Origin of the sequence: Kitasatospora sp. NPDC004745, assembly GCF_042873275.1 — a bacterium.
Lineage (GTDB): Bacteria > Actinomycetota > Actinomycetes > Streptomycetales > Streptomycetaceae > Kitasatospora.
In genome coordinates this window covers 15,562-40,805 of record NZ_JBIALK010000028.1, presented here as the reverse complement: position 1 = coordinate 40,805, position 25,244 = coordinate 15,562, and the positions used below count along the sequence as shown (strand labels likewise).

General features: G+C 73.0%; 23 protein-coding genes and 1 pseudogene. 19 read left to right on the top strand and 5 right to left on the bottom strand.

The window, feature by feature from the left end; genetic code table 11:
* The first annotated feature begins 150 nt into the window (after positions 1-150).
* The 12 genes and pseudogenes from rplS (at position 151) to ACFYUY_RS33010 (ending at position 11,534) form a co-directional block, all read left to right on the top strand.
* Positions 151-501, top strand: coding sequence for a 50S ribosomal protein L19 (gene rplS / locus ACFYUY_RS33065; RefSeq protein ID WP_030306736.1), 351 nt, complete (start codon positions 151-153; stop codon positions 499-501).
* Between the two features lie 77 nt (positions 502-578).
* Positions 579-1,595, top strand: coding sequence for a signal peptidase I (gene lepB / locus ACFYUY_RS33060; RefSeq protein ID WP_387906111.1), 1,017 nt, complete (start codon positions 579-581; stop codon positions 1,593-1,595).
* A 7-nt stretch (positions 1,596-1,602) separates the two neighbouring features.
* Positions 1,603-2,577 carry a signal peptidase I gene (gene lepB / locus ACFYUY_RS33055; RefSeq protein ID WP_360217675.1) on the top strand — a complete coding sequence of 325 codons (975 nt, stop codon included), beginning with the start codon at positions 1,603-1,605 and terminating at the stop codon, positions 2,575-2,577.
* Between the two features lie 244 nt (positions 2,578-2,821).
* Positions 2,822-3,838, top strand: a complete 1,017-nt coding sequence (gene lepB, locus ACFYUY_RS33050) for a signal peptidase I (protein ID WP_387906109.1) — start codon at positions 2,822-2,824, stop codon at positions 3,836-3,838.
* A 145-nt stretch (positions 3,839-3,983) separates the two neighbouring features.
* Positions 3,984-4,739, top strand: coding sequence for a signal peptidase I (gene lepB, locus ACFYUY_RS33045; protein ID WP_387906107.1), 756 nt, complete (start codon positions 3,984-3,986; stop codon positions 4,737-4,739).
* A gap of 112 nt (positions 4,740-4,851) precedes the next feature.
* Positions 4,852-5,325 (top strand): NUDIX domain-containing protein, encoded by a 474-nt coding sequence (locus tag ACFYUY_RS33040; RefSeq protein WP_360217666.1) that lies wholly within the window; start codon positions 4,852-4,854, stop codon positions 5,323-5,325.
* A gap of 54 nt (positions 5,326-5,379) precedes the next feature.
* Positions 5,380-5,706 carry a DUF2469 domain-containing protein gene (locus tag ACFYUY_RS33035; RefSeq protein ID WP_030056781.1) on the top strand — a complete coding sequence of 109 codons (327 nt, stop codon included), beginning with the start codon at positions 5,380-5,382 and terminating at the stop codon, positions 5,704-5,706.
* A 168-nt stretch (positions 5,707-5,874) separates the two neighbouring features.
* Positions 5,875-6,375 (top strand): YraN family protein, encoded by a 501-nt coding sequence (locus tag ACFYUY_RS33030; RefSeq protein ID WP_360217663.1) that lies wholly within the window; start codon positions 5,875-5,877, stop codon positions 6,373-6,375.
* A 1-nt stretch (position 6,376) separates the two neighbouring features.
* Positions 6,377-7,984, top strand: a pseudogene (locus tag ACFYUY_RS33025) (YifB family Mg chelatase-like AAA ATPase); the annotation flags it as partial.
* Between the two features lie 266 nt (positions 7,985-8,250).
* Positions 8,251-9,420, top strand: a complete 1,170-nt coding sequence (gene dprA / locus ACFYUY_RS33020) for a DNA-processing protein DprA (RefSeq protein WP_387906155.1) — start codon at positions 8,251-8,253, stop codon at positions 9,418-9,420.
* A 304-nt stretch (positions 9,421-9,724) separates the two neighbouring features.
* Positions 9,725-10,741: an RNA polymerase sigma factor WhiG gene (gene whiG / locus ACFYUY_RS33015; protein ID WP_387906102.1), complete on the top strand. Its 1,017-nt coding sequence runs from the start codon at positions 9,725-9,727 to the stop codon at positions 10,739-10,741.
* A 208-nt stretch (positions 10,742-10,949) separates the two neighbouring features.
* On the top strand, positions 10,950-11,534 hold the full coding sequence (locus ACFYUY_RS33010) for a helix-turn-helix domain-containing protein (protein ID WP_360217699.1): 585 nt from the start codon (positions 10,950-10,952) through the stop codon (positions 11,532-11,534).
* A 142-nt stretch (positions 11,535-11,676) separates the two neighbouring features.
* Here the strand turns inward: ACFYUY_RS33010 and ACFYUY_RS33005 are convergent, their stop codons facing one another.
* The gene (locus ACFYUY_RS33005; protein WP_387906100.1) at positions 11,677-12,036 is read right to left on the bottom strand and encodes a peptidoglycan DD-metalloendopeptidase family protein; all 360 of its coding nucleotides are present in this window, start codon (positions 12,034-12,036) and stop codon (positions 11,677-11,679) included.
* A 995-nt stretch (positions 12,037-13,031) separates the two neighbouring features.
* Between ACFYUY_RS33005 and rpsB the strand changes: the two genes are divergently transcribed.
* From rpsB to rlmN, 6 genes are all read left to right on the top strand, one after another.
* On the top strand, positions 13,032-13,904 hold the full coding sequence (gene rpsB / locus ACFYUY_RS33000) for a 30S ribosomal protein S2 (protein WP_387906098.1): 873 nt from the start codon (positions 13,032-13,034) through the stop codon (positions 13,902-13,904).
* Positions 13,905-14,033: 129 nt separating this feature from the next.
* A complete protein-coding gene (gene tsf / locus ACFYUY_RS32995; protein WP_360217651.1) occupies positions 14,034-14,873 on the top strand; it encodes a translation elongation factor Ts in 840 nt (279 codons plus the stop codon).
* Between the two features lie 262 nt (positions 14,874-15,135).
* The gene (pyrH, locus tag ACFYUY_RS32990) at positions 15,136-15,900 is read left to right on the top strand and encodes a UMP kinase (protein ID WP_030056790.1); all 765 of its coding nucleotides are present in this window, start codon (positions 15,136-15,138) and stop codon (positions 15,898-15,900) included.
* Between the two features lie 98 nt (positions 15,901-15,998).
* Positions 15,999-16,556: a ribosome recycling factor gene (gene frr / locus ACFYUY_RS32985; protein WP_360217648.1), complete on the top strand. Its 558-nt coding sequence runs from the start codon at positions 15,999-16,001 to the stop codon at positions 16,554-16,556.
* A gap of 290 nt (positions 16,557-16,846) precedes the next feature.
* Complete coding sequence (locus ACFYUY_RS32980) at positions 16,847-18,049, top strand: phosphatidate cytidylyltransferase (protein ID WP_387906096.1); 1,203 nt, start codon at positions 16,847-16,849, stop codon at positions 18,047-18,049.
* Between the two features lie 132 nt (positions 18,050-18,181).
* Positions 18,182-19,282 (top strand): 23S rRNA (adenine(2503)-C(2))-methyltransferase RlmN, encoded by a 1,101-nt coding sequence (gene rlmN / locus ACFYUY_RS32975; protein ID WP_360217642.1) that lies wholly within the window; start codon positions 18,182-18,184, stop codon positions 19,280-19,282.
* Here the strand turns inward: rlmN and ACFYUY_RS32970 are convergent, their stop codons facing one another.
* From ACFYUY_RS32970 to ACFYUY_RS32955, 4 genes are all read right to left on the bottom strand, one after another.
* Positions 19,283-20,434 carry a hypothetical protein gene (locus ACFYUY_RS32970; RefSeq protein ID WP_387906093.1) on the bottom strand — a complete coding sequence of 384 codons (1,152 nt, stop codon included), beginning with the start codon at positions 20,432-20,434 and terminating at the stop codon, positions 19,283-19,285.
* Between the two features lie 27 nt (positions 20,435-20,461).
* Positions 20,462-21,223 carry an ATP-binding cassette domain-containing protein gene (locus ACFYUY_RS32965; RefSeq protein ID WP_360217636.1) on the bottom strand — a complete coding sequence of 254 codons (762 nt, stop codon included), beginning with the start codon at positions 21,221-21,223 and terminating at the stop codon, positions 20,462-20,464.
* Between the two features lie 274 nt (positions 21,224-21,497).
* Positions 21,498-22,892 (bottom strand): aspartate aminotransferase family protein, encoded by a 1,395-nt coding sequence (locus tag ACFYUY_RS32960; protein WP_360217633.1) that lies wholly within the window; start codon positions 22,890-22,892, stop codon positions 21,498-21,500.
* A complete protein-coding gene (locus ACFYUY_RS32955; protein WP_030243538.1) occupies positions 22,889-23,362 on the bottom strand; it encodes an Lrp/AsnC family transcriptional regulator in 474 nt (157 codons plus the stop codon). The genes ACFYUY_RS32960 and ACFYUY_RS32955 overlap by 4 nt, the downstream gene beginning before the upstream one ends.
* Before the next feature lie 300 nt (positions 23,363-23,662).
* On the opposite strand from ACFYUY_RS32955, the gene ACFYUY_RS32950 reads away from it, so the two are divergent.
* Positions 23,663-25,108 carry a gamma-aminobutyraldehyde dehydrogenase gene (locus ACFYUY_RS32950; protein ID WP_360217630.1) on the top strand — a complete coding sequence of 482 codons (1,446 nt, stop codon included), beginning with the start codon at positions 23,663-23,665 and terminating at the stop codon, positions 25,106-25,108.
* Positions 25,109-25,244: the final 136 nt, after the last annotated feature.

Here is a 25,244-nt window from a genome sequence, read left to right as displayed (position 1 = left end):
CTGCTGTCTGTCGCTGGATCCCTCCCGTAGGGCTCACGTGGACCGGCGCCCCCGCCACGGGGGGATCGTCGTCAGCCGATGCGGCCCGCAGCTCACCCCATTGTGACGAACTTCCGTGGGCGGCCCGTGGCGCCTGCGATGGAGAGCAACATGAGCAACAAGCTCGCTGCTGTCGACGCGGCCTCGCTGCGTAGCGACATCCCGGCCTTCCGCGCCGGTGACACCCTGAAGGTCCACGTCCGGGTCATCGAGGGCAACCGCTCCCGTGTCCAGGTCTTCCAGGGCGTCGTCATCCGCCGCCACGGCGCCGGCATCGGTGAGACCTTCACCGTTCGCAAGGTCAGCTTCAACGTCGGCGTGGAGCGCACCTTCCCGGTGCACACCCCGGTCGTCGAGAAGATCGAGGTCGTGACCCGCGGTGCGGTTCGCCGCGCCAAGCTGTACTACCTGCGTGACCTCCGCGGCAAGGCCGCGAAGATCAAGGAGAAGCGCGACCGCTGATCCACCGGCCCCCGGCGTCGCCGGGGGATCGGATCGCTCTGGGGGGCCGGGCTGCCGCAAGGTAAGCTCACCCCCCGATGAGCACGCACGAACCACCCGCGGACCGCGACGGCAGTCCCGCACCCACCGGTGCGGACCTGCTGTCGCGGTCCGCGGTCGTTTCCGCGGAGGCGGCGGGCGGTGCCGTACCGGACGGTCCGACGGTGGACCGGCGGGCGTCGGAGGGCGCGGCTCAGGACCGTGTGACGCGGGGCGGTGCGGCTCAGGACCGTGCGACGCGGGGCGGCGCCACCTCGGCGGCAGCGGCGCACGGGCCCGAGGGCGATGCGGAGGGCGCGCTCGACGACGCGTCCCAGGGTGTCTCCGAGGACGCCTCTGAGGGCGATGCGGAGGGCGCGCCGGAGGGCGAGGACGAAGGCCACTCGCGCTCGCGGGACCTGCTGCTGCTCGCGGGGATCTGCCTGCTGGCGCTGCTGCTGGTGAACGCCTTCGTCGCCCGGCCGTACTCGGTGCCGTCCGGGTCGATGGAGGACACCCTCCGCCCCGGCGACCGGCTGATCGCCAACCAGCTCGCCTACGCGTTCGGCGGCCACCCCCGGCGGGGCGACGTCGTGGTGTTCGACGGGACGGGCTCCTTCCTCCCGGAGCCGACCGGACCGGCCGACGTCTGGGACGGGCTGCGCTCGCTCGGCCGCGACCTCGGGCTGGTCCCGGCCGGGAACACGGTCTACGTCAAGCGGGTGATCGGCGTGGGCGGGGACCGGGTGACCAGCACAGGCCCCGGCGGGCGGATCACCGTCAACGGCGTGCCGGTGGACGAGTCCTCCTACCTCGCCCCGGGCGACCAGCCGTCGAGCGTGGCCTTCGACGTGGTCGTGCCGGCCGGGAAGCTGTGGGTGATGGGTGACCACCGCAGCGCCTCCCGCGACTCCCGCGACCACCTCGGTGAGCCCGGGGGCGGCTTCGTGCCCGAGCGCCGGGTGATCGGCCGGGCGGACTGGGTGGTCTACCCGTTCTCCCGCTGGACGAGCCTGGACCGGCCCGCGGCCTTCGCCGCGACTGCGGGGACGGGCGGTCATGGGGACCAGAGGTAGGGGCCGGGTGGCCGACCGCCCGGCTCCGGAGCCGGGCGGCGGGGGAGCCGTCGGCGACGTGCCCGCGGGCCGGCGGTCCAGGAGGGGGGCGCCGGGCGGGGCCGATTCGGCCGGTTCCGGCGCGGACCGGCCGCCGCGCGGCCGGGCCGAGCGCCGCCGCAGTGCCCGGAAGGCGGCCCGGCGCCGCCGGCGCTCACTGCTGCGCGAGTTCCCCCTGATCATCGTGGTGGCGCTGCTGGTCGCGCTGGTGCTGAAGACCTTCCTGATCCAGGTGTTCGTGATCCCCTCGGGCTCGATGGAGCAGACCATCCAGGTCGGGGACCGGGTGCTGGTGGACAAACTGACCCCCTGGTTCGGCAGCGAGCCGCAGCGCGGCGACGTGGTGGTGTTCAAGGATCCGGGCGGCTGGCTGGAGAGCGACCACAAGCCGTCCGACGACGGTCCGGTGCTGGGGGCGGCCAAGGACGTCCTCACCTTCGTCGGGCTGCTGCCGTCCGACAGCGAGCAGGACCTGATCAAGCGGGTGATCGGCGTCGGCGGGGACACCGTGGAGTGCTGCGACGCGCAGGGCCGGCTGAGCGTCAACGGCACGCCGGTGGACGAGTCCTCCTACCTCGCCCCGGGCAACCCGCCGTCCCAGCGGCCGTTCAAGGTGAAGGTCCCGCAGGGCCGGCTCTGGGTCATGGGCGACCACCGGGACGTGTCCGCCGACTCCCGCTTCCACATGGGGAATCCGGGGCAGGGCACCATCCCGCTGAGCGGTGTGGTCGGCCGGGCGTTCGCGATCGCCTGGCCGCTGGACCGCTTCCATCAACTCGACGCCCCGGGTTCACTCTCCTCCCTGGCACGGGCTCCGCGGGCGGACGGAACTGCGCCGGAATCGGTGGCTGTTGGGCCGGTTCCGATGGAACCTCCGCTCGTTATGGGTGTGTTGGGCATCCTTCCGATCGCCGTTCGTCGGCCCGGCCGGCCACCGAAGTGAGCCGGGTCGGCCGTCGGTCGCCGGGCCGCGCGCGTGGGACCACGAGCCGGATGCCTTGGAGTGATAGAGAAGTGCAGGTGCGGCCGGGGATCGGCCCCGGTCGTGCGCCGGGGCTGTGCCGGAGTCACGGGAGCCCCGGGTGGGCGGCCCGGACCCTTGTTCACGGTCGCGGTGAGCGTGGTGCCCGCTGTGCGGCACTTTGAGCGCGGACGCGCAGGCGTCCGCACAGCAGGGAGGAGACGTTGTGGGGGATGTGGTGATCGGCGCCCGCTCCGGTGCCGGCGAGCCCGAGGGCTCCGGCGGTCGAGCGGCCCGGTCCGCTGATTCCGGTGCGTCCTCGGCCTCGGTCGAGGACGCCGCGGCCCAGACCGCCGACGGCCAGGGCGACGAGCCGGAGGACTCCGCGGGGAGCTCTCCGGAGGCCGGTCGACCGGGGTCCGAGTCGACGGACCAGCCGGAGTCGGAGACCCCCGGCAAGCAGCGCAAGCAGCGTTCCTTCTGGAAGGAACTGCCGATCCTGGTCGGCATCGCGCTGGTCCTGGCACTGGTGATCAAGACCTTCTTCGTCCAGGCCTTCTCCATTCCGTCGGAGTCGATGCAGAACACGTTGCAGGTCGGGGACCGCGTCCTGGTGGACAAGCTGACCCCCTGGTTCGGTGCGGAGCCCGAGCGGGGCGACGTGGTGGTGTTCCACGACCCGGGCGGCTGGCTGAACGACGAGCCCACCCAGCAGAGCTCCAACTCCTTCGTCCGGGGCGTCCAGGACGTGCTGAGCTTCGTCGGTCTGATGCCCTCGGCCAACGAGAAGGACCTGATCAAGCGGGTCATCGGGGTCGGCGGGGACACCGTCGAGTGCGAGGGCGAGGGCCCGGTCAAGGTCAACGGCGTCGCGCTCAACGAGCCGTACGTCTACCCGGGCAACACCCCCTGCGGCGACCACCCGTTCGGTCCGGTCAAGGTGCCCAAGGGCCGGCTCTGGGTGATGGGCGACCACCGCGCCGACTCGCTGGACTCCCGGTTCCACATGGACCAGCCGGGCGGCGGCACCGTGCCGGTGGACAACGTGATCGGGCGTGCCTTCGTGGTGGCCTGGCCGATCAGCCACTGGGCGACCCTCCCGGTGCCGAGCACCTTCGACCAGAAGGGCCTGTCGGCGGCCGCGCCGGTCGTGCCTCCCGCGGTCGGCGCGGTGGGTGCGGTCGCGGTGCTCCCGCTGGTGCGCCGGGCTCGGGGCCGGATGGACCGCCGGAAGGATTCCTGAGCTCCACCAGGTTGTCCGCAGGCCTTGCGCGGGCCGTGGTACCGACGAGTAATCTGCTCGGACGTGCCACGGCCCGTCGGCATTTCCGCCGGGGCCTCCGGCGTGCCAGTGGTGTTCTCCGGTCGGCCAGAGGTGGACGGTGTCGATGAGCAGTGTCGTGGAGCAGACGGCCGACCGCCCGACCGCGGCGGCCCGTCCGCGGCGCCGGCCCGCCGCTGTGCTGCAGGGCGTGGCGATCGCGCTCGGGCTGGTGCTGATGATCGGCGGGTTCGCCCTCATCGCGATCGACTACCGGCCGTACAAGATCCCGACCGCCTCCATGTCCCCCACGCTCCAGATCGGGGACACCGTCCTCGCCCGGAAGATCGGCGGCGGCGCCGTCGGACGGGGCGACGTGGTGGTCTTCCGGGACCAGGACTGGGGCGGCGAGCTCATGGTCAAGCGGGTCGTCGCCGTCGGCGGGGACACCGTGGCGACCACCGGGGCGGAGCACCGGCTGACCGTCGACGGACAGCCGGTGGAGGAGCCGTACCTCGCGGCGAAGGGCCTGCAGGGCGAATCGTTCAGTGTGACGGTTCCGCCGGGCCGGCTGTTCCTGCTCGGCGACAACCGGCTGGGCTCGCTCGACTCCCGCACCCACCTGGAGGTCGACGGCGGTACCGTCCCGGCCGGCGCGGTGGAGGCCAGGGTCGAGGCCACCGTGCTGCCGTTCGGCCGGACGGGGGAGCTCGGCCGGACCACGGCCTTCGATGCCCTGAAGGGGCCCGCGGCCGGCGAGCCGGGCCCGCTGCAGCCCGCCGCCTACGCGACCGTCGCGGGCGCGGCGCTGATCGTCGTGGTCTCGGCGGCGGGCGGGGTGGCGGGCCTGGCCCGCCGGTTCCGCCGGGGGAGCGGCTCCTGAGCACGGCCGCCGCCGGCCGGGCCGCTCTGGCGAACATCGCCCCGGACGCCCGCGCCGGGTGGCAGGATCGGTAACGCCACCGATGCGAACGGAGGGAGCGTGGAGCGCTGCCATGACGGCACAACGCCGCAAGGCGGTCCGGATCCTGCTGCTGGACGGGCAGGACCGCATCCTCCTCTTCCTGGGCGCCGACCCGGCGACACCGGGGGAGACGTGGTGGATCACGCCCGGGGGCGGCTTGGAGCCGGGGGAGGACGTGCGGGAGGCGGCCGCGCGGGAACTCGCGGAGGAGACCGGCCTGCGGGGCGTCGACCTGGGGCCCTTGGTGGCGTACGGCACGGTGTCGTTCTCCTTTCGGGGGCAGCGCTACGAGCAGGACCAGTGGTTCCACCTCGCCCGGACCGCGGATACGGTCGTCGACCACTCGGGGACGGGGGAGGAGGAGCACGCGCAACTGCTCGCGGCGCGCTGGTGGACGGTCGAGGAGCTGCGGGGGACCGCCGAGACGGTCTATCCGGTCGGACTGGCGGATTTCCTGGAACGACTGCTGGCCGAGGGCCCGCCGGTCGCTCCGGTACGGCTCTGAGCGTGGGTGCGGTGGTCCACAATGGGTGGACTGACAAGTTGAGGGGACGCCTGGATGAGTGCCGAAGATCTCGAGAAGTACGAGACCGAGATGGAGCTCAAGCTCTACCGGGAGTACCGGGACGTCGTCGGCCTGTTCAAGTACGTGATCGAGACCGAGCGACGTTTCTACCTCACCAACGACTACGAGCTGCAGGTGCACTCGGTCCAGGGCGAGGTGTTCTTCGAGGTGTCGATGGCGGATGCGTGGGTCTGGGACATGTACCGGCCGGCCCGGTTCGTCCGCAAGGTCCGGGTGCTGACCTTCAAGGACGTGAACATCGAGGAACTCGCGAAGAGCGATCTGGAGCTGCCCTCGGACGAGTCCGGCTTCGGGAACTGACGTTGGACCGCTCCGCCCCGGGTTGTCCAGCCGAATTCCGCACGATCGGGGCGTCTCACTCCTGAGGGTGACAAAAGTTATCCACAGGGCCGAGTTATCCACAGGGAAACGGATAACTGTGGTGCCGTCGTGCCCGGCGGTGCAACCTCCACGGCGGAGGTGGTCACCGTGCAGAACACGATCACGCAGGACCGGGCCGCACCCGACGCGGCCGAACCGGGCGGCCCCGGGCAGGGCCCGCGCCGCAGCACCAACAACGGGCTCGGGCGCTACGGGGAGCGGGTCGCCGCCCGTCGGCTGACGGAGGCCGGGCTCCGCGTACTGGACCGCAACTGGCGCTGTGCCGAGGGCGAGCTGGACATCGTCGCCCTCGACGGCGACACCGTCGCGGTCTGCGAGGTGAAGACCCGCTCCGAGCGGGGCTTCCAGCAGCCCACCGAGGCCATCGACCAGGCCAAGGCCGCCCGGCTGCAGCGCCTGGCCGAGCGCTGGATGGCCGAGCGCTGGCCCGACCACTTCGCCCGGCTGGCCGGCCCCGGGTACGACCCCGGGCCCACGGACCCGCACTGGCCGCCCGCGCCGCCGGGCGGGGTGCGGATCGACCTGGTGGCCGTCGTCAACCGGGCCCGGGGTGCGGCCCTGGTCGACCACCTGCGGGGGGTGGTCTGAGATGGCCTTCGCCCGAACCTGTTCCGTCGCGCTGGTCGGTGTCGACGGGGTGATCGTCGAGGTCCAGGCCGATCTGGAGCCCGGGGTGGCAGCGTTCACCCTGGTCGGCCTGCCCGACAAGGCGCTGTCCGAAGCCCGTGACCGGGTCCGGGCGGCCCTGGTCAACAGCGGCGAGGCCTGGCCGCAGCGCAAACTGACCGTCGGACTCAGCCCGGCCTCGGTCCCCAAGAGCGGCAGCGGCTTCGACCTCGCGGTGGCCTGTGCCGTGCTGGCCGCCGCCGAGCGGCTCGACCCCGCGTCGATCGCCGAGCTGCTGATCATCGGTGAACTCGGGCTGGACGGCCGGGTGCGGCCGGTCCGCGGGGTGCTGCCCTCGGTGCTGGCCGCGGCCGACGCCGGCTACCAGCGGGTCGTGGTCGCTGAGCAGACCGCGCCCGAGGCCTCGCTCGTTCCGGGCGTCAGCGTGATCGGGGTCCGCAGCCTGCGCCAGCTGGTCGCCGTCCTGACCGGTGCGCCCGCGCCCGAGGAGCCGCCCGACCCGTTCGGCGGGCGGCCCGATCCGCTGATGGCCGGCCTGATGCTGCCCAGCGCGGGCGTCCGGGGCCTGCCCGACGACCGGGCGGCCCGCCTGGACATGGCCGACGTCGCCGGCCAGTACGAGGCCCGGCGCGCACTGGAGATCGCCGCCGCCGGCGGACACCACCTGTACCTCAAGGGCCCGCCGGGCGCGGGGAAGACCATGCTGGCGGAGCGGCTGCCCGCGCTGCTCCCGCCGCTGACCCGGAAGGAGGCGCTGGAGGTCAGCGCCGTCCACTCGGTGGCCGGGCTGCTCCCGGCCGGGCGCCCGCTCATCGACACCGCGCCGTACTGCGCCCCGCACCACTCCACGACGATGCCCGCGATCGTCGGCGGCGGGAGCGGCCTGCCGAGGCCGGGCGCGGTCTCCCTGGCCCACCGGGGCGTGCTGTTCCTGGACGAGGCGCCGGAGTTCCCGGTCCGGGTGCTCGACGCGCTGCGCCAGCCGCTGGAGTCGGGCGAGGTGGTGATCGCCCGCTCGGCCGGATCGCTCCGGCTCCCGGCCCGGTTCCTGCTCTGCCTGGCCGCCAACCCCTGCCCGTGCGGGCGCCACTCCAGGCGCGGCGAGGGCTGCGAGTGCAGCCCCGCGATGGTCAGTCGCTACCAGGGGAGGCTCTCCGGCCCGCTGCTGGACCGGGTCGACCTCCAGGTCCAGGTGGCCCCGGTGACACGGGTCGAGCTGATGGAGCGGGACACCACGGCGGAGAGCACCGAGACCGTCGCGGCCCGGGTGCTGGCCGCACGCGAACGGGCGGCCGCCCGGCTGGCGGACACACCGTGGCGGACCAACGCGGAAGTCCCCGGGCACGAGCTGCGCACCCGCTGGCAGCTGGCCCCCGGTGCGCTGAACGACGCCGCACGCCAGCTGGAGCGAGGGATGCTGACGGCCCGGGGCCTGGACCGGGTGCTCCGGGTCGCCTGGACGGTGGCCGACCTCGCCGGTCGGGACCGGCCGGACCAGCGGGACGTGCGCACCGCACTGGTCCTGCGCACCGGTGTCGAACACGGGCTGCCGATGTCCGGTCGCGCGCCCGGTCTCCTCGGGAGCGTTCCCGCGCAGCGCGGACCGGTGGACGAGCCACCGGAGGAGCCGGACGGGACGGGCGCCCCCGCCGGCCCCGCGAGACCGGACCACCCCGGCAGCCCGGCCGCCGAGCCGGCACACCCCGCCGGCCCCGCTGGCCCCGGCGATCCCGGCGACCCCGGCCACCCGGAGCCCCCCGCGCGGTCGGCCCGTGCCAAGCGGACGCGCACGCTCGACCGGCAACCGGCGAACGAGGACGGTGAGGCATGAACCCGATGATGACGCACTCTCAGCCGCCCGGCGGAGCCGGGACGCCGCCCGGCCCCGAGCCCGAGCGCCTCGCCCGCGCGGTGCTCAGCCGACTGGGCGAACCGGGGGACGCGGTGATCGGCCGGTGGCTGGGCCGGCTCTCCGCAGCCGACGTGGTCCGGGCGATCCGGGCGGGCGAGGTGCCCTCGCACCCCGGGCTGGACGGCGCCCGGCTCGCCGGCTACCAGGCCCGACTCCCCGGGCTCGACCCTTCCGGGGACCTGGAACGGGTGCGAGCGGTGGGTGGACGCTTCATCATTCCGGGGGACACGGAATGGCCCAGCCAACTGGACGACCTGGGTGACGGCAGGCCGGTCGGGCTCTGGACGGTCGGCACCGGCTCGCTGCGGCTGCTCGCGCTCCGCTCGGTGGCGATGGTCGGTTCCCGGTCCTGCACGGCCTACGGCGCCCACGTCGCGGGCGAGCTGGCGGCCCAACTGGCCGAACGGGGATGGGTGGTGGTGTCCGGAGCGGCCTACGGGATCGACGCGGCGGCCCACCGCGGGGCGCTCGCCGTCGGCGGGATGACGGTCGCGGTGCTCGCCAGCGGCGTCGACGTGCCCTACCCGAAGGGGAACGCCGAGCTGATCCGGCGGATCGGCGCCCAGGGGTTGTTGGTCAGTGAACTGCCGCCGGGGGAGCACCCGAACCGCTTCCGCTTCGTCCTGCGCAACCGCGTCATCGCCGCACTCACCCGGGGCACCGTGGTGGTCGAGGCGGCGCTGCGCAGCGGCGCGCTGAGCACGGCCCGACGGGCCCGGGACCTCAACCGCCACACCATGGGTGTCGCCGGCCCGGTGACCTCGGAGCTCTCGGCCGGGGTGCACGCCCTGATCCGCAGCGGCGGTGCTGTGCTGGTCACCGACGCGGCCGAGATCGGCGAACTGATCGGGGCGATCGGGGACGACCTGGCTCCCCAACGCAGCGGCCCCGTCCTGCCCAGGGACTTGCTGGAGCCGGCGGTGGCGCGGGTGCTGGAGGCCGTCCCGGCGACGGCTGAGGGCGCACCGGTCGAGCGACTGGCCCGGCAGTCCGGTCTCCCGCCGGACGAAGTTCTCCAGCGGCTCTACGAGTTGGGCTCGATCGGCTACGTCGAGCGACACGGCGCGCACTGGCGCCTCGTCCGGAGGAGGTGATCACCGGGAGCGGGGAACACGCCCGAGCCGTGGGAGGCGAACCGCGATCGCCCGGCTGACCTGCTGATCCGCCCCTTTCGCTCGCGTGCCTGGATTCGGTGAAGAGAACGCCACCGGATCGAGGGACGACCGAGTGGTGGTAGCGCATTGCAGCGAGTCGGTCACGCTACGCTCCACATGCCTTCCCTATCAGCACATGACTCGGCAGAACGGCGCATACCAACGCATGCCCACACACATTCCCGGACACAGAGTGACCGGTGGCGCCCGGTCCTCGGGAGGGCCGCGGACCGAGCGGCGTCCCGTGACCGAGTTCCCGCCCAAGGCGACGGGGACGATGGGCGGCCTGTCACGCCAGGGCAACCGGCCGGCGGCGGTGCCGGGCCAGCCCGCCGACGCGGCCGGCCCCGCCGACGTCGCGCCCGACCCGCGGCTCGGCGCACCCCAGCCGCCGGACGCCGCGTCCCCGCCCGTCGGTGAGCAGAACCGCGGTGGCCGACACGCCGGTGGCCGACACGCCGGCGGCCGGGGCTCCGAGGCGCGGGAACCCGAGGCCCAGGGCCGGACCGCGCTCGAACAGCTCTGGCGCTCCTACAAGGACAGCGGTGACCAGCGGCTGCGGGAGCAGCTGATCCTGCACTACTCACCGCTCGTCAAATACGTGGCCGGCCGGGTCGGGGTCGGCCTGCCCTCCAACGTCGAGCAGGCGGACTTCGTCTCCTCCGGGGTCTTCGGGCTGATCGACGCGATCGAGAAGTTCGACATCGACCGCGCCATCAAGTTCGAGACCTACGCGATCAGCCGCATCCGCGGCGCGATCATCGACGAGCTGCGCGCCCTGGACTGGATCCCCCGCTCGGTGCGGCAGAAGGCCAAGGCCGTCGAGCGGACGTACGCGACTCTGGAGGCCCGGCTGCGCCGCACGCCGCACGAGCCCGAGGTGGCGGCCGAGATGGGCATCGCGATCGAGGACCTGCACGCCATCTTCAGTCAGCTCTCCCTGGCCAACGTGGTGGCCCTGGACGAACTGCTGCACCCGGTGGGGGAGGGCGGCGACCGGCTGAGCCTGATGGACACCCTGGAGGACCACGGCGCCGACAACCCGGTCGAGGTCGCCGAGGACCGGGAGCTGCGCCGACTGCTGGCCCAGGCGGTCAACACCCTCCCCGAGCGGGAGAAGACCGTGGTGACGCTCTATTACTACGAGGGGCTCACCCTCGCCGAGATCGGTCAGGTCCTGGGGGTGACGGAGAGCCGGGTGAGTCAGATCCACACCAAGTCCGTCCTCCAGTTGCGCGCCAAGCTGTCGGACATCCGCTAGCGCACCGGTGGCGGGCAGCAAGGCGGCCGGCGCCAAGGCGGCAGACGGCAGGCGGCCGCAGGCGTCCCGGGCCCACCGGGCGCGCACGGGGAACGACGGGTCCGCGCCCCGCTGCGCGCGCCTGCGCTCCCCCCGATTGCGCGGCGCCGTATCGGCCGCAGGTAGGGCTCCGTACAGTGGGGGCGTGCCGAAGATCCGAGCGGCCACGGTGGCCGAGCATCGCCAGCTGCAGCGCGCAGCCCTCCTTGACGCTGCCCGCACCCTGCTCACCGAGGGCGGGATGGAGGCGCTGACCTTCCCCGCGCTCGCGGCGCGCACCGGCTTGGCGCGATCCTCGGTCTACGAGTACTTCCGCTCCCGCGCCGCCGTGGTCGAGGCGCTCTGCGAGGTGGACTTCCCGCTCTGGGCGGCCGAGATCGAGGCCGGTATGGAGAGCTGCGACACGGCCGCCGAGCGGGTCGAGGCCTATGTCCGGGGCCAGCTGGCGCTGGCCGCCGACCCGCGTCACCGGGCGGTGGTGGCGATCTCCGCGCTGGAGCTCGACGAGGCCGCTCGCGAGCGCATCCGGGCGGCGCACGGCAGGCTGGTCGGTCTGGTGGTCCGGGCCCTGGAGGACCTCGGGCACGTGCAGCCCCGGCTCGCCGCCGTGCTGCTTCAGGGCGTGGTGGAGGCGGCCGTCCGCCGGGCCGAGCAGGTGGCCGGCGGGGACCGCGCCGGGTGCGTGGCCGAGAACGCCGAGCTGATCGCGGACGCCGCCGTGGCGATGGCCCTGCACGGTCTCGTCCGCGACTGAACCGTCGAGGCCCCGTCCGACCCGCTCCGCCGGCGCCGCTACGCTGCCGCCCCGCCCCGCCCCGCCACCACCGCCGCCGCCGACCCTGCACCGCCCTCCGCCGACCCCGACGCCCCCGCGCCGGTGGGGCCGCCCCCGTTCGTCAGCCGGCCTGGCCGTCCCGCCGGTCGCCGCCCAGGGGGAGCAGCCGGGCCGCCCCCGCACCGAACAGGGCCAGCGGGTCGAGGTAGCGCTCCCCGCGCAGCAGCCCCCAGTGCAGGCAGTCGCGCTCGCGGCAGTGCCGACCGTCCGGTGCGATCCGCCCGATCACGGCCCCGGCCGGGACGGAGGTGCCGACCGGGACGGTGCCGGTGACGGGCAGGTAGGTGGTGCGCAGGGGAGGGGCCCCCTGGCCCGGATGGATGACGGTGACCACCGGCCGCCCGGCCACCAGACCGGAGAACGAGACCACCCCGGCGGCCGCCGCCCGCACCTCCGCCCCGACGGCCGCGGCGAGGTCCACACCCCGGTGCCCCGCGGCCCACGGCCTGGCCGGCGGCTCGAACCGGCCGAGCACCCCACCGCCCGGCCCGCCGGGCGCGTCCACCGGCCAGGCCCGTGTGCCGTCCGGCCCGGCGCGAACCCCGGGCCCCGCGCCGCCCCCAGCCCCCGGACTACCGCCGACCCCACCACCCACCCCCGGATGCGCGGCCCGTCCGAGGGCGACGCCCGGAACGGCCCCCACGGCCACCAGCAAGACCAGCACCGCGGCCGTCACCACCACGGGGGCCGCGCCGAGGAACGGGCCCCGCGGGCGCCGAGCACCGGAGGACGGGAGAAGGAGGCCATCGCGAGCAGTCATGGCCGGAGGCTCCCGTCCTCGCCGCTCCCGCGCCACCGGCCTCCGTTTTCCTGTGGACAAACCGCCCCCGCGGCCGTCACCCCTCCCTCCGGCGGGTGTACGCACTCCGCCATCCGGTGTACAAGCGGCGTACGGGCCGCGTATCGGCCGGGTGGCGACCGCTGCGCCGCCCCTCCACGGCACTCCCTCCCGACCCGGCGATCGCCCGATGCCGACCCGGCGACCGCCCGATGCCGACCCGGCGACCGCCCGATGCCCGACCCGGCGTCCGCCCGGCGAGAGCCCGGGCCCCGCCCGGCCCCCGGCCCTCCGCCGCTCGCGGAGTCGCTCGCGCCTCGGGGCTTCCCGTACACTTCACACGCGACCCGGTCCGCCGGGTCGACTTCGCACGCCCCGCCACCGGTGGACGGACGCGGTTCGACCGCAGCCCCCGCCAGGTGCGAGTGCCGCTCGGTCCGCCGAGCCCGACCGGTCCCCGGACCGAGCGGGTTCAAGCGGCTCGGCACGTTCGGGGCGTCAGGCGTGGCTGTCACCTGGCCGCCACGGACAAAACCGAGCCCGACCCGGCCGGTACGCACCGCGCGAGCGGGGAGCGCCACCGCGCGAACCGCCTCCGCTGCGCGACCGCTGGGCCGTAACACCTGAGGAGCACGGCTATGGCCGTCGTCACGATGCGGGAGCTGCTGGAGAGCGGCGTCCACTTCGGTCACCAGACCCGCCGCTGGAACCCGAAGATGAAGCGCTTCATCATCACCGAGCGCAACGGCATCTACATCATCGACCTCCTGCAGTCGCTGAACTACATCGACCGCGCCTTCGAGTTCATCAAGGAGACCGTTGCCCACGGCGGCAGCGTCCTCTTCGTCGGCACGAAGAAGCAGGCCCAGGAGGCCATCGCCGAGCAGGCCACCCGCGTGGGCATGCCCTACGTGAACCAGCGCTGGCTCGGCGGCATGCTGACCAACTTCTCGACCGTCTACAAGCGTCTGCAGCGCCTCAAGGAGCTCGGCGAGCTGGACTTCTCGGACGTGGCCGGCTCCGGTCTCACCAAGAAGGAGCTCCTGGTCCTCCAGCGCGAGCACGACAAGCTGGAGAAGACCCTCGGCGGTATCCGCGACATGCAGCGCGTTCCCAGCGCCGTCTGGATCGTGGACACCAAGAAGGAGCACATCGCGGTCGGCGAGGCCCGGAAGCTCAACATCCCGGTCGTCGCCATCCTCGACACCAACTGTGACCCCGACGAGGTCGACTACAAGATCCCGGGCAACGACGACGCGATCCGCTCCGTCACCCTGCTGACCCGCGTGATCGCCGACGCCGTGGCCGAGGGTCTGAAGTCCCGCGCCGGTGTCGCCAAGGGCGACGCCAAGGCCGAGCCGGGTGCCGACCAGCCGCTGGCCGACTGGGAGAAGGACCTGATCGAGGGCGAGAAGAAGGCCGAGGAGGCCCCCGCCGCCGCCGAGGCTCCCGCCGCCGAGGCCGAGGCCGTCGAGGCCCCCGCCACCGAGGCGCCGGCCGAGCAGGCCTGACGTACCACGGGTGAGGGGCACCCACCGGTACGACGCCGGTAGGTGCCCCTCTCTCCCGCGCCGGGGCCGAACCATCGGTCCCGGCGCATCCCCACGCAGACACGCGAGACGCGAGAAGAGATTCACACCATGGCGAACTTCACCGCCGCGGACGTCAAGAAGCTCCGTGAGCTCACCGGCGCCGGCATGATGGACTGCAAGAAGGCCCTGGACGAGGCCGAGGGCAACGTCGAGAAGGCCGTCGAGCTCCTGCGCATCAAGGGCCAGAAGGGCGTTGCCAAGCGCGAGGGCCGTGACGCCTCCAACGGCGCCGTCGCCGCGCTGATCGCCGAGGACAAGAAGTCCGGCGTTCTGGTCGAGCTGAACTGCGAGACCGACTTCGTCGCCAAGGGTGACAACTTCGTCAAGGTCGCCGACGCGATCGCCGCCCACGTCGCCGCCACCGCCCCGGCCGACCTGGACGCCGCCCTGGCCTCCGAGATCGAGGCCGGCAAGACCGTCCAGCAGTTCGTCGACGAGGCCAACGCGACCCTGGGCGAGAAGATCGTCTTCCGTCGCTTCGCCCAGTTCGGCGGCGACGGCTTCGTCGCGGTCTACCTGCACAAGACCAGCCCCGACCTCCCGCCGGCCGTCGGCGTCCTGGTCGAGCTGGACAAGGAGAACGCCGAGGTCGCCAAGGACGTCGCGCAGCACATCGCCGCCTTCGCGCCGAAGTACCTGTCCCGCGAGGACATCCCGGCCGAGGACATCGAGAACGAGCGCCGCGTCGCCGAGGCCACCGCTCGCGAGGAGGGCAAGCCGGAGGCCGCCCTGCCGAAGATCGTCGAGGGTCGCGTCACCGGCTTCGTGAAGGAGAACTCCGTCCTGGAGCAGGCCTTCGCGAAGGACAACAAGAAGTCCGTCGCCAAGGTCCTCGAGGAGAACGGCGTCGCCCTCAAGCGCTTCGCCCGCTTCCGCGTCGGCGCCTGAGCCACGTTCCCCCTGGTCCCCGGCACCCTTACGCTGGGAACCGCCCCCGCCCGCTGAGCAGGGCGGGCGGAACGCCGAAACGGGCTCACCCAGCGCCATCCGTCCACGGGCGGGCCGCGTCGGCACCATGAACGACGAGGAGGCCATTGCCGTGCAGGACACCGAACCGGTTCCCGCGGCAGTGGCCTCCTCGCGTGTACGCGCAGGCCGGGCATCCGCACACCCGCGCCTGTGAGCCAGTAGGTGCAAAAAGGAGAAGTCCATGCAGGAGACGCAGGAGACCGCGCAGGACCCCAAGGCCGGCTCGCGCCGCCGGGTGCTGCTCAAGCTGTCCGGTGAAGCCTTCGCCGGTGGTGGCGGACTCGGCGTCGACCCGGACGTCGTGCACGCGATCGCCCGGGAGATCGCCACCGTCGTCCGCGCCGGTACCGAGGTCGCGGTGGTCATCGGCGGCGGCAACTTCTTCCGGGGCGCCGAGCTCCAGGTGCGCGGCATGGACCGGGCGCGCTCGGACTACATGGGCATGCTCGGCACCGTGATGAACTGCCTGGCGCTGCAGGACTTCCTGGTCAAGGAGGGCATCGAGACCCGGGTCCAGACCGCGATCACGATGGGCCAGGTCGCCGAGCCGTACCTGCCGCTGCGGGCCGTCCGGCACCTGGAGAAGGGCCGCGTGGTGATCTTCGGCGCGGGTATGGGCATGCCGTACTTCTCGACCGACACCACGGCCGTGCAGCGTGCGCTGGAGATCCACGCCGACGTCCTGCTGATGGGCAAGAACGGTGTGGACGGCGTCTACGACTCCGACCCCCGGACCAACCCGGACGCGGTGAAGTTCGACGCTCTGGAGTACTCCGAGGTCATCGCGCGCGACCTCAAGGTGGCCGACCTCACCGCGATCACGCTGTGCAAGGACAACAACCTGCCGATGCTGGTCTTCGAGCTGCTGGCGGAGGGCAATATCGCGCGTGCGGTGAAGAGTGAGAAGATCGGCACACTCATCAGCCAGGATTCCGTCCGGGCCTGAGCAGCAACCAGCAGTACGGGGCGGCGCCGTCGCCGTGACCGGCCTCGACGCCGACACCGGTCGGGACAACCGCAGATGAACCGGACAGGGAGACCACAGTGATCGAAGAGACCCTCCTCGAGGCCGAGGAGAAGATGGAGAAGGCCGTCGCCGTCGCCAAGGACGACTTCGCCGCCATCCGCACCGGCCGTGCCCACCCGGCGATGTTCGCCAAGATCGCGGCCGAGTACTACGGCGCCGTGACGCCGATCAACCAGCTGGCCTCGTTCTCGGTGCCGGAGCCGCGCATGGCCGTCGTGTCGCCGTTCGACAAGACCGCGCTGAAGGCCATCGAGCAGGCGATCCGCGACTCCGACCTGGGCGTCAACCCGTCCAACGACGGTTCCATCATCCGGGTGGTGCTTCCCGAGCTGACCGAGGAGCGCCGCCGGGAGTTCATCAAGGTCGCCCGCGGCAAGGGCGAGGACGCCAAGGTCTCGATCCGCGCCGTGCGCCGCAAGGCCAAGGACGCGATCGACAAGCTGGTCAAGGACGGCGAGGTCGGCGAGGACGACGGCCGCCGCGCCGAGAAGGAGCTCGACGACACCACGGCCAAGTACGTGGCCGCCGTCGACGAGCTGCTGAAGCACAAGGAAGCCGAGCTGCTCGAGGTCTGATGAACGACGCCCCTGACGCCCCTGGCTACTGGGGCCCGTCCGACCAGCAGTTCCAGCCGTACCGCCCGGCGCCGCAGCCGCAGCCGCAGGCCCACCTGCAGCAGCCGCACCCGGCGCCGGGACACGGCGGGCCCCCGGCGCCGCCGTTCCAGGGGCTCCCCGGTCACCCGGGCGGCGAGGCCGCCCACCCCGGCGCGCCCGGTGCCGCCCCGGGTGATCCCGGCCTCCGTTCGGATCACTCGCAGCAGCCTCCGGTGTACTGGGGCGGCGACGCGGAGGAGACTCGGGTCATGCCTCCCGTACCGGCCGATCCCGGTCCGCTCCCCGGTGCGCCGGGTCAGGGCGGCCAGGACCTCCCACCGGCGCCCGGCCGACCGGGCGACCCCGCGGCCGGACCGGCCCGGGAGGCCGGCCGGCTGAGCGGCCCGCTGTTCCGGGACGAGCCCGCCGGGCCGGCGGTGCCGGGCGTGACGGAGACGGTCGTGCTGCGCGCCGTGGCCGGTGACGCCGCCCCCGCTCCCGGCCACGGCCTCCCGCCGCACCCGGGGGCTCCGGCGTACCCCGCGCCGCCGCCGGGCCACCCGGCGGCCGGGCAGCCCCCCTTCGTGCCGTCGTCCCATCCAGGGCAGGAGACTCCCGTGGCCGCCCAGCCCGCCCCGCCGCCGTCGCAGCCGCGCAAGCAGCGCGGTGGCCGTAACCTCCAGGCCGCGATAGGCGTGGGCGTCGGCCTCGGCGCGGTGATCATCGCCTCGCTGTTCGTGGTGAAGGCGCTGTTCCTGGTCGTCGTGATGGCCGCGGCGTCGGTCGGCGTCTGGGAGCTGACCAGCCGGCTGGCCGAGCGCAAGCAGATCAAGGCGCCGCTGGTCCCGCTGGTCGCGGGCGGCATCGCGATGATCGCCACCGGCTACTGGGCGGGCGTCCAGTGGGCGGCGGCCTCGCTGGCGCTGACCGGGCTCGCGGTGATGGTCTGGCGGATGGCGGAGCCGCCGGAGAACTACCTGCGGGACATAACGGCCGGCGTGTTCACCGCCTTCTACGTGCCGTTCCTGGCGACGTTCGTGGCGATGATGCTCGCGGCCGACGACGGTCCGCAGCGGATCGTGCTGTTCCTGATCGTCACGATCTGCAGCGACACCGGCGCCTACGCCGTGGGCTACAAGTTCGGCAAGCACAAGCTGGCCCCGACGATCAGCCCCGGCAAGACCCGCGAGGGCCTGGCCGGCGGCATCGGCCTGTCGATGCTGGCCGGTGCGCTGCTGATGCAGCTGATCATCGACGGCGGCAGCTGGTGGCAGGGCCTGATCCTGGGCGGCTGCGCGGCGGTCACCGCGACCCTGGGCGACCTGGGCGAGTCGATGATCAAGCGCGACCTCGGGATCAAGGACATGGGCACGCTGCTGCCGGGCCACGGCGGCATCATGGACCGGCTGGACTCCCTCCTGCCGACCGCGCCGGTGGTCTGGCTGCTGCTGGCGGCCTTCGTCGGCAGCTAGGGCCAGGGGACCCGTCCGGCGGGATCCGCCGGGCAGGACCTGGCCGCGCCGACCGTGCGAAGGGGCTCCGGACTTCCGGGGCCCCTTCGCCGTGTCCGGCCCGCTCCGGGCGTCTGCGACACTGGAACAACCATGCCTAAGCCCGGAGAACTCACGTTTGTCGCGCCGCGCGGCGCCAAGCCCCCGCGACACCTCGCCGATCTGAGCCCCGCCGAGCGCAAGGAGGCCGTCGCCGAGCTGGGCGAGCAGCCGTTCCGCGCCAAGCAGCTCTCCAACCACTACTTCGGCCGGATGTCGAACGACCCGGCGAGCTGGACGGACATCCCCGCCGCCAGCCGGGAGAAGCTCACCGAGAGCCTGCTGCCCGAGCTGATGTCGGTGGTCCGGCACGTCTCGTGCGACGACGACACCACCCGCAAGACGCTCTGGAAGCTCTTTGACGGCACCCTCGTCGAGTCGGTGCTGATGCGCTACCCGGACCGCGTCACCATGTGCATCAGCTCGCAGGCCGGCTGCGGCATGAACTGCCCGTTCTGCGCGACCGGCCAGGCCGGGCTGACCCGCAACCTGTCCACCGCCGAGATCGTCGAGCAGATCGCCGCCGGGATGCGCGCGCTCAAGGACGGCGAGATCCCCGGCGGGGAGGCGCGGCTGTCCAACGTGGTCTTCATGGGCATGGGCGAGCCGCTGGCCAACTACAACCGGGTGCTGGCCGCGATCCGTCGGCTGACCGACCCGGCGCCGGACGGCTTCGGCCTGTCCCAGCGGGGCATCACGGTGTCCACCGTCGGCCTCGTCCCGGCGATGAACCGGCTCGCCGACGAGGGCCTGAGCTGCCGCCTGGCGCTGTCGCTGCACGCCCCGGACGACGAGCTGCGCGACGAGCTGGTGCCGGTGAACACCCGGTGGAAGGTCGCCGAGGTGCTGGACGCGGCGTGGAACTACGCGGAGAAGTCGGGCCGCCGGATCTCCATCGAGTACGCGCTGATCAAGGACATCAACGACCAGGCGTGGCGGGCGGACCTGCTCGGCCGGCTGATCCGCAACCACCGGGTGCACGTGAACCTGATCCCGCTGAACCCGACCCCGGGCTCCAAGTGGACCGCCTCCCGGCCCGAGGACGAGCGCGAGTTCGTCCGCCGGCTCCAGTCGCACGGCGTGCCGACGACCGTCCGGGACACCCGCGGCCAGGAGATCGACGGCGCCTGCGGCCAGCTCGCCGCGGCCGGATAGCTAGCGCAGGCCGGCGGCCGCCAGTGCGGCGGTCGCCCCGCCGGTCACCAGCAGGGTGGTGCCCACCGCCAGCGTGCGCAGCGCGATCGCGCCGAACAGCAGCCGGGGCGGGGTGCCGAGGCGCAGCAGCGCGTCGGTGACGTCCCGGCGGTCGGTGCGGACCTCGGCCAGCCGGGCGGCCACCGCGGCGCCCGCGCAGCCGAGCACCAGGCAGGCCTCGACGGCGGGCAGCGCGTCGGCGCTCCCGGGCGTGCCGATCCAGTAGCGGATGGTGGTGAGCACCAGCGCGAGCGCGAGGGTGAGCACGGCCAGCGGCGGGCCGAGCCGGCGGGCCTGGGCGGTGAGCCCGCGGCCGGCCAGCAGCCGCAGCGGGGTGGGGCGGCCGGCGGCGAGCAGCCGGCCGGTCCAGGACAGCAGCGGGCCGGTGAGCAGGGCGAGGCCGAGGGCGCTGGCGGCCCAGCCGCCGAGCGCGGCGGTGCTGGTGGTGCCGAGCCCGGCGGGCAGGTGGATCGGCCGGCCGTCGGCGGCGGCGCCGGGCCGCAGCGCGATGAGTTCGAGGGCGAGGCCGATCACGGCCAGGCCGATCGGCAGGGCGATCCGCAGCGCGCCGAAGCCGGTGCGGGGGCCGGTCCGGCGGCCGGGCAGGGTCTCGTCGAGCGGGACGGCGCAGGCGGCGGCGATGCCGGCGGTGAGCGGCACCAGGGCGAGCAGGGTGACGGGCGCCGCGGCGGGCAGCGGTACGCCCATGCCCAGGTCGGGGGCGAGCGACGGCCCGGCGATGTCGTTGCGCAGCACCAGGAAGAGCAGCAGGGTGAGCACGCTGCCGAGGGTGCAGGCGAGCGCGACCTCGCCGGCGATCAGGGCGCGGATCCGTCCGGACCCGGCCCCGGCGGTCCGCAGGCCGGTGATCCGTTCGGGCCGCCGGGCGGGCACCGCGCGGGCGGCGACGGCGGCGAACCAGCCGACGGCGGCGAGCGGGGGCAGGCACCAGAGCAGGCGGGCCAGCGCGTCGGTGCCGCCGTCAGGGTCGCTCATCGCCCGGCCGAGGGAGCGCAACAGGAAGGCGGCGACCACGCCGGCGGCGAGCGCGGTGAGCAGCCAGCGGCCGAGGTCGGGCGCCCGGTAGCCCCGGGCCAGACGGAGATAGAACACGTCGACTCTTTCAGCGGCTCGGCGTCGTCAGCGGCGGGTGGCCGAGACGGCGGACGCACCGGCCGCGCCCGGGGCGCTGCCGGTGGTGCCGCGCGGGACGGGCGCGGCGGGGGCGGTGAGCCGTCCGTCGACGAGGGCGACGGCGCGGTCCGCGAACCGGACGAGCTCGGGGTCGTGGGTGGCCAGGACGAGGGTGAGCTGGTGCGAGCGGGCCGCGCTGGTCAGTATCCGCAGGACCTGGTCGGCGGCCTCGCGGTGCAGCGGGGCGGTGGGGTCGTCGGCGAAGACGACCGTCGGCAGCGGGGCGAGGGCGCGGGCGACGGCGATCCGCTGGCGCTGGCTCTGGAGCAGCAGGTCGGGTCGCCGGCGGCCGATCTCGCCGACGTCGAGGCGCTCCAGCCACTCGTCGGCGGCGGTGTAGGCGGCCTTGTTGCCGGCTCCGGCGAGCAGCAGGGGCAGGGCGACGTTCTCCCGGGCGGTCAGCTCGGGCACCAGGTGCGGTTCGGAGCCGACGAAGCCGAAGCGGTCGCGGCGCAGCCGTTCGCGGCCGGCCCGGCCGAGGGTGTGGACGGGGGCGCTGTTGAACCAGACCTCGCCGTCGTCGACCGGGAGGAGCGCGGAGAGGCAGCCGAGCAGGGTGCTCTTCCCGGAGCCGCGGGGGCCGGTGACGGCGAGCACCTCCCCCTCGCGCACGCCGATCGAGATGCCGCGCAGGGCGGGGGTGCCGTGATGGGACTTGACGATCCCCCGGGCCCACAGCACGTCGTTGTCAGGCGGTGCCGCTGACATGAGGTTCCATCCTGGGTGGCTGCAGGGATATGACAGTCGTCAGATTAGAACGACCGGGACCTCGTGCGGTTGCGGCGCTCTGGTCCATCGCGGGCAAATCACCCGCAATCAGGCATGTTTGTTCGCCGCTTGGTGGCGGAAAGTCGGCCCGGAGGTCCGGAGGTCCGGAGACCCGACGCCCCCGGCGCGCCGCGGGGCGGCTGCGGAAACACCGCAGGGCGGTCCCGGGGAGGGACCGCCCTGCGGCGGAGGGTGGGGAAGGTGGCTCAGCCGGTCAGATCTTCGCCCACGCGTCGGTCAGGCTGGTCCGCAGGATCTGCTCGATCTCGTCGAAGGTCGACTGGTCGGAGATCAGCGGCGGGGCCAGCTGGACGACCGGGTCGCCACGGTCGTCGGCGCGGCAGTACAGGCCGTTGTCGAAGAGGGCCTTCGACAGGAAGCCGTAGAGGACGCGCTCGACCTCGTCGTCGTTGAACGACTCCTTGGTGACCTTGTCCTTCACGAGCTCGATGCCGTAGAAGTACCCGTTGCCGCGGACGTCGCCGACGATCGGCAGGTCGCGCAGCTTGTTCAGGGTGCCCAGGAAGGCGGCCTCGTTGTCGAGGACGTGCTGGTTCAGGCCCTCGCGCTCGAAGATGTCGAGGTTGGCCAGCGCCACGGCGGAGGAGACCGGGTGGCCGCCGAAGGTGTAGCCGTGCAGGAAGGTGTTGTCGCCCTTGTAGAACGGCTCGGCGATGCGGTCCGAGATGATCGTGGCGCCGATCGGGGAGTAGCCCGAGGTCATGCCCTTGGCGCAGGTGATCATGTCGGGCTGGTAGCCGAACTTGTCGGCGCCGAACATGGTGCCCAGGCGGCCGAAGGCGCAGATGACCTCGTCCGAGACGAGCAGCACGTCGTGGCGGTCGCAGATCTCGCGCAGGCGCTGGAAGTACCCGGGCGGCGGCGGGAAGCAGCCACCGGCGTTCTGCACCGGCTCGACGAAGACGGCGGCGACGGTCTCGGCGCCCTCGTTGAGGATGGCCACCTCGATCTCGTCGGCGCACCAGCGGCCGTAGGCCTCGGGGTCGACCGTGCCGTCGGGGCCGGCGAGGAAGGCCGGGGCGCGGTAGATGTTGGTGTTCGGGGCCTTGTGGGTGCCCGGCACCAGCGGCTCGAACGGGGCCTTCAGGCCCGGCAGGCCGGTGATGGACAGGGCGCCCTGGGGGGTGCCGTGGTAGGCGACGGCGCGCGAGATGACCTTGTACTTGGTCGGCTTGCCGGTCAGCTTGAAGTACTGCTTGGCGAGCTTCCAGGCGGTCTCGACGGCTTCGCCGCCACCGGTGGAGAAGAAGACCTTGTTCAGGTCGCCCGGGGCGTAGTTGGCCAGGCGCTCGGCCAGCTCGACGGCCTTCGGGTGGGCGTAGCTCCACACCGGGAAGAAGGCGAGCTCCTTGGCCTGCTTGGCGGCGGCCTCGGCGAGCTCCTCGCGGCCGTGGCCGGCCTGGACGACGAACAGGCCGGCGAGGCCGTCGAGGTACTTGCGGCCCTTGTCGTCCCAGACGTAGGTGCCTTCGCCCTTGACGATCGTCGGTACGGGGGAGTTCTCGTACGACGACATGCGGGTGAAGTGCATCCACAGGTGGTCGTAGGCGGTCTTGGAAAGGTCCTTCTGCGCCGGGTCGGCTGTCATCGGGTGCCCCAGGTGTAGGTCTGTTTCCGGAGCTTCAGGTACACGAAGCTCTCGGTGCTCCGCACGCCGGGAAGCGCGCGGATGCGCTTGTTGATCAGTTCGAGCAGGTGCTCGTCGTCCTCGCAGACCAGTTCGGCCAGGAGGTCGAACGAGCCTGCGGTGCAGACGACGTAGTCGACCTCGTCGAGGGCGGCCAGCGCGTCGGCGACGGGCTCGATGTCACCCTCGACCCGGATCCCGACCATCGCCTGGCGGGTGAAGCCGACTGTGAGCGGGTCCGTGACGGCGACGATCTGCATCACGCCCTGGTCGAGCAGCTTCTGGACGCGCTGACGCACGGCCGCTTCGGACAGGCCCACGGCCTTGCCGATGGCGGCGTACGGGCGGCGTCCGTCCTCCTGGAGCTGCTCGATGATCGCCTTGGAGGCGGCGTCGAGGGGAACGCTCGCGTTCCGGTCGCGGTTGGCCACGCCGCCACTGTGCCTGATCGTTCCCTTGTTCGCAAGCGCGGAAACTGCTGATTTCGTCGTGATCTTGGAAAACGCATGCGGATTTCATCGCCTACATGCGCCCGGCCTGTCGATAACAGCAGTCGTACGGCTACCCTGGCACGGTACGCGCGCGGCTCCGCAGCGCAGCGCGTGTTCCCCCAACCAGTGGACCGCGCCGCCCAGGGCCCGGCCACTCGGCACCCTTCGTACGCAGGTCCCGCCGACGTACCATGGCGCCGGAATCTGCAACGCCGCAGGCCCAGACCGAGGAGAGACCCCGTGAGCGACCTTCGCACGCTGCGCAACTACATCAACGGTGAGTTCGTCGATGCGGCGGACGGCCGTACGCTCGACATCGTCGACCCCACCACCGGCGAGGTCTACGCGACGTCCCCGCTGTCCGGCGCCTCCGACGTGGACGCGGCGATGGCCTCCGCCGCCGCCGCCTTCCCGGCCTGGCGCGACGCCACCCCGAGCACCCGCCAGAAGCTGCTGCTGAAGATCGCGGACGCGGTCGAGGCCCGCGCCGACGAGGTCGTCGACGCCGAGGTGCGCAACACCGGCAAGCCCCGCGCGCTGACCCTCTCCGAGGAGATCGGCCCGATGGTGGACCAGATCCGCTTCTTCGCCGGCGCGGCCCGCCTGCTGGAGGGCAAGGCCGCGGGCGAGTACATGGACGGGATGACCTCGATCATCCGCCGCGAGCCGGTCGGCGTCTGTGCCCAGGTCGCGCCGTGGAACTACCCGATGATGATGGCCGTCTGGAAGTTCGCCCCGGCCATCGCCGCCGGCAACACCGTCGTCCTGAAGCCCTCGGACACCACCCCGGCCTCCACCGTGCTGCTGGCCGAGATCATCGGCGGCGTGCTCAAGGAGCTGGAGCTGCCGGCCGGCGTCTTCAACGTGATCTGCGGCGACCGCGAGAGCGGCAAGCTGATGGTCGAGCACCGCACCCCGGCGATGGCCTCCATCACCGGTTCGGTCCGGGCCGGCATCCAGGTCGCCGAGTCCGCCTCCAAGGACGTCAAGCGCGTCCACCTGGAGCTGGGCGGCAAGGCCCCGGTCGTGGTTTTCGAGGACGCCGACATCGCCGAGGCCGTCGAGGGCATCTCGGTGGCGGGCTTCTTCAACGCCGGCCAGGACTGCACCGCCGCCACCCGCGTGCTGGTGCACGAGTCGATCCACGACGCCTTCGTCGAGGCGCTGGCCAAGGCCGCGGCCGAGACCAAGACCGGTGGCGTGGACGACGAGGACGTGCTCTACGGCCCGCTGAACAACGCCAACCAGCTGAAGCAGGTGGCCGGCTTCATCGAGCGGCTGCCCGCCCACGCCAAGGTCGAGGCCGGTGGCCACCAGGTCGGCGAGAAGGGCTACTTCTACGCCCCGACCGTCGTCTCCGGCCTGCAGCAGGACGACGAGATCATCCAGAACGAGGTCTTCGGCCCGGTCATCACCGTGCAGAAGTTCACCGACGAGGACCAGGCCGTCGACTACGCCAACGGCGTCGAGTTCGCGCTGGCCTCCTCGGTGTGGACCAAGGACCACGCCCGCGCCATGCGGATGTCCCGCCGCCTGGACTTCGGCTGCGTCTGGATCAACACCCACATCCCGCTGGTCGCCGAGATGCCGCACGGCGGCTTCAAGAAGTCCGGCTACGGCAAGGACCTCTCCTCCTACGGCTTCGAGGACTACACCCGCGTGAAGCACGTGATGACCGCGATCTAGTGGTTCACGGCCGTCGCCGCGGCGGGACCGCCCAGCGGCGGGGGTCCGGTCGTACGAACTGACGACGGGCCCGGGTCTTTTCGACCCGGGCCCGGTGTCTTTGCACCCTGTCGGCCGTTCGGGTGACCGACTGACA

Excerpts from the sequence above, each read along its gene's own strand:
- rplS (WP_030306736.1), top strand. The coding sequence starts at position 151 with ATGAGCAACAAGCTCGCTGCTGTCGACGCGGCCTCGCTGCGTAGCGAC.
- lepB (WP_387906111.1), top strand. The coding sequence starts at position 579 with ATGAGCACGCACGAACCACCCGCGGACCGCGACGGCAGTCCCGCACCC.
- lepB (WP_387906107.1), top strand. The coding sequence starts at position 3,984 with ATGAGCAGTGTCGTGGAGCAGACGGCCGACCGCCCGACCGCGGCGGCC.
- ACFYUY_RS33040 (WP_360217666.1), top strand. The coding sequence starts at position 4,852 with ATGACGGCACAACGCCGCAAGGCGGTCCGGATCCTGCTGCTGGACGGG.
- ACFYUY_RS33035 (WP_030056781.1), top strand. The coding sequence starts at position 5,380 with ATGAGTGCCGAAGATCTCGAGAAGTACGAGACCGAGATGGAGCTCAAG.
- dprA (WP_387906155.1), top strand. The coding sequence starts at position 8,251 with ATGATGACGCACTCTCAGCCGCCCGGCGGAGCCGGGACGCCGCCCGGC.
- rpsB (WP_387906098.1), top strand. The coding sequence starts at position 13,032 with ATGGCCGTCGTCACGATGCGGGAGCTGCTGGAGAGCGGCGTCCACTTC.
- tsf (WP_360217651.1), top strand. The coding sequence starts at position 14,034 with ATGGCGAACTTCACCGCCGCGGACGTCAAGAAGCTCCGTGAGCTCACC.
- pyrH (WP_030056790.1), top strand. The coding sequence starts at position 15,136 with ATGCAGGAGACGCAGGAGACCGCGCAGGACCCCAAGGCCGGCTCGCGC.
- ACFYUY_RS32980 (WP_387906096.1), top strand. The coding sequence starts at position 16,847 with ATGCCTCCCGTACCGGCCGATCCCGGTCCGCTCCCCGGTGCGCCGGGT.
- rlmN (WP_360217642.1), top strand. The coding sequence starts at position 18,182 with ATGCCTAAGCCCGGAGAACTCACGTTTGTCGCGCCGCGCGGCGCCAAG.
- ACFYUY_RS32965 (WP_360217636.1), bottom strand. The coding sequence starts at position 21,223 with ATGTCAGCGGCACCGCCTGACAACGACGTGCTGTGGGCCCGGGGGATC.
- ACFYUY_RS32960 (WP_360217633.1), bottom strand. The coding sequence starts at position 22,892 with ATGACAGCCGACCCGGCGCAGAAGGACCTTTCCAAGACCGCCTACGAC.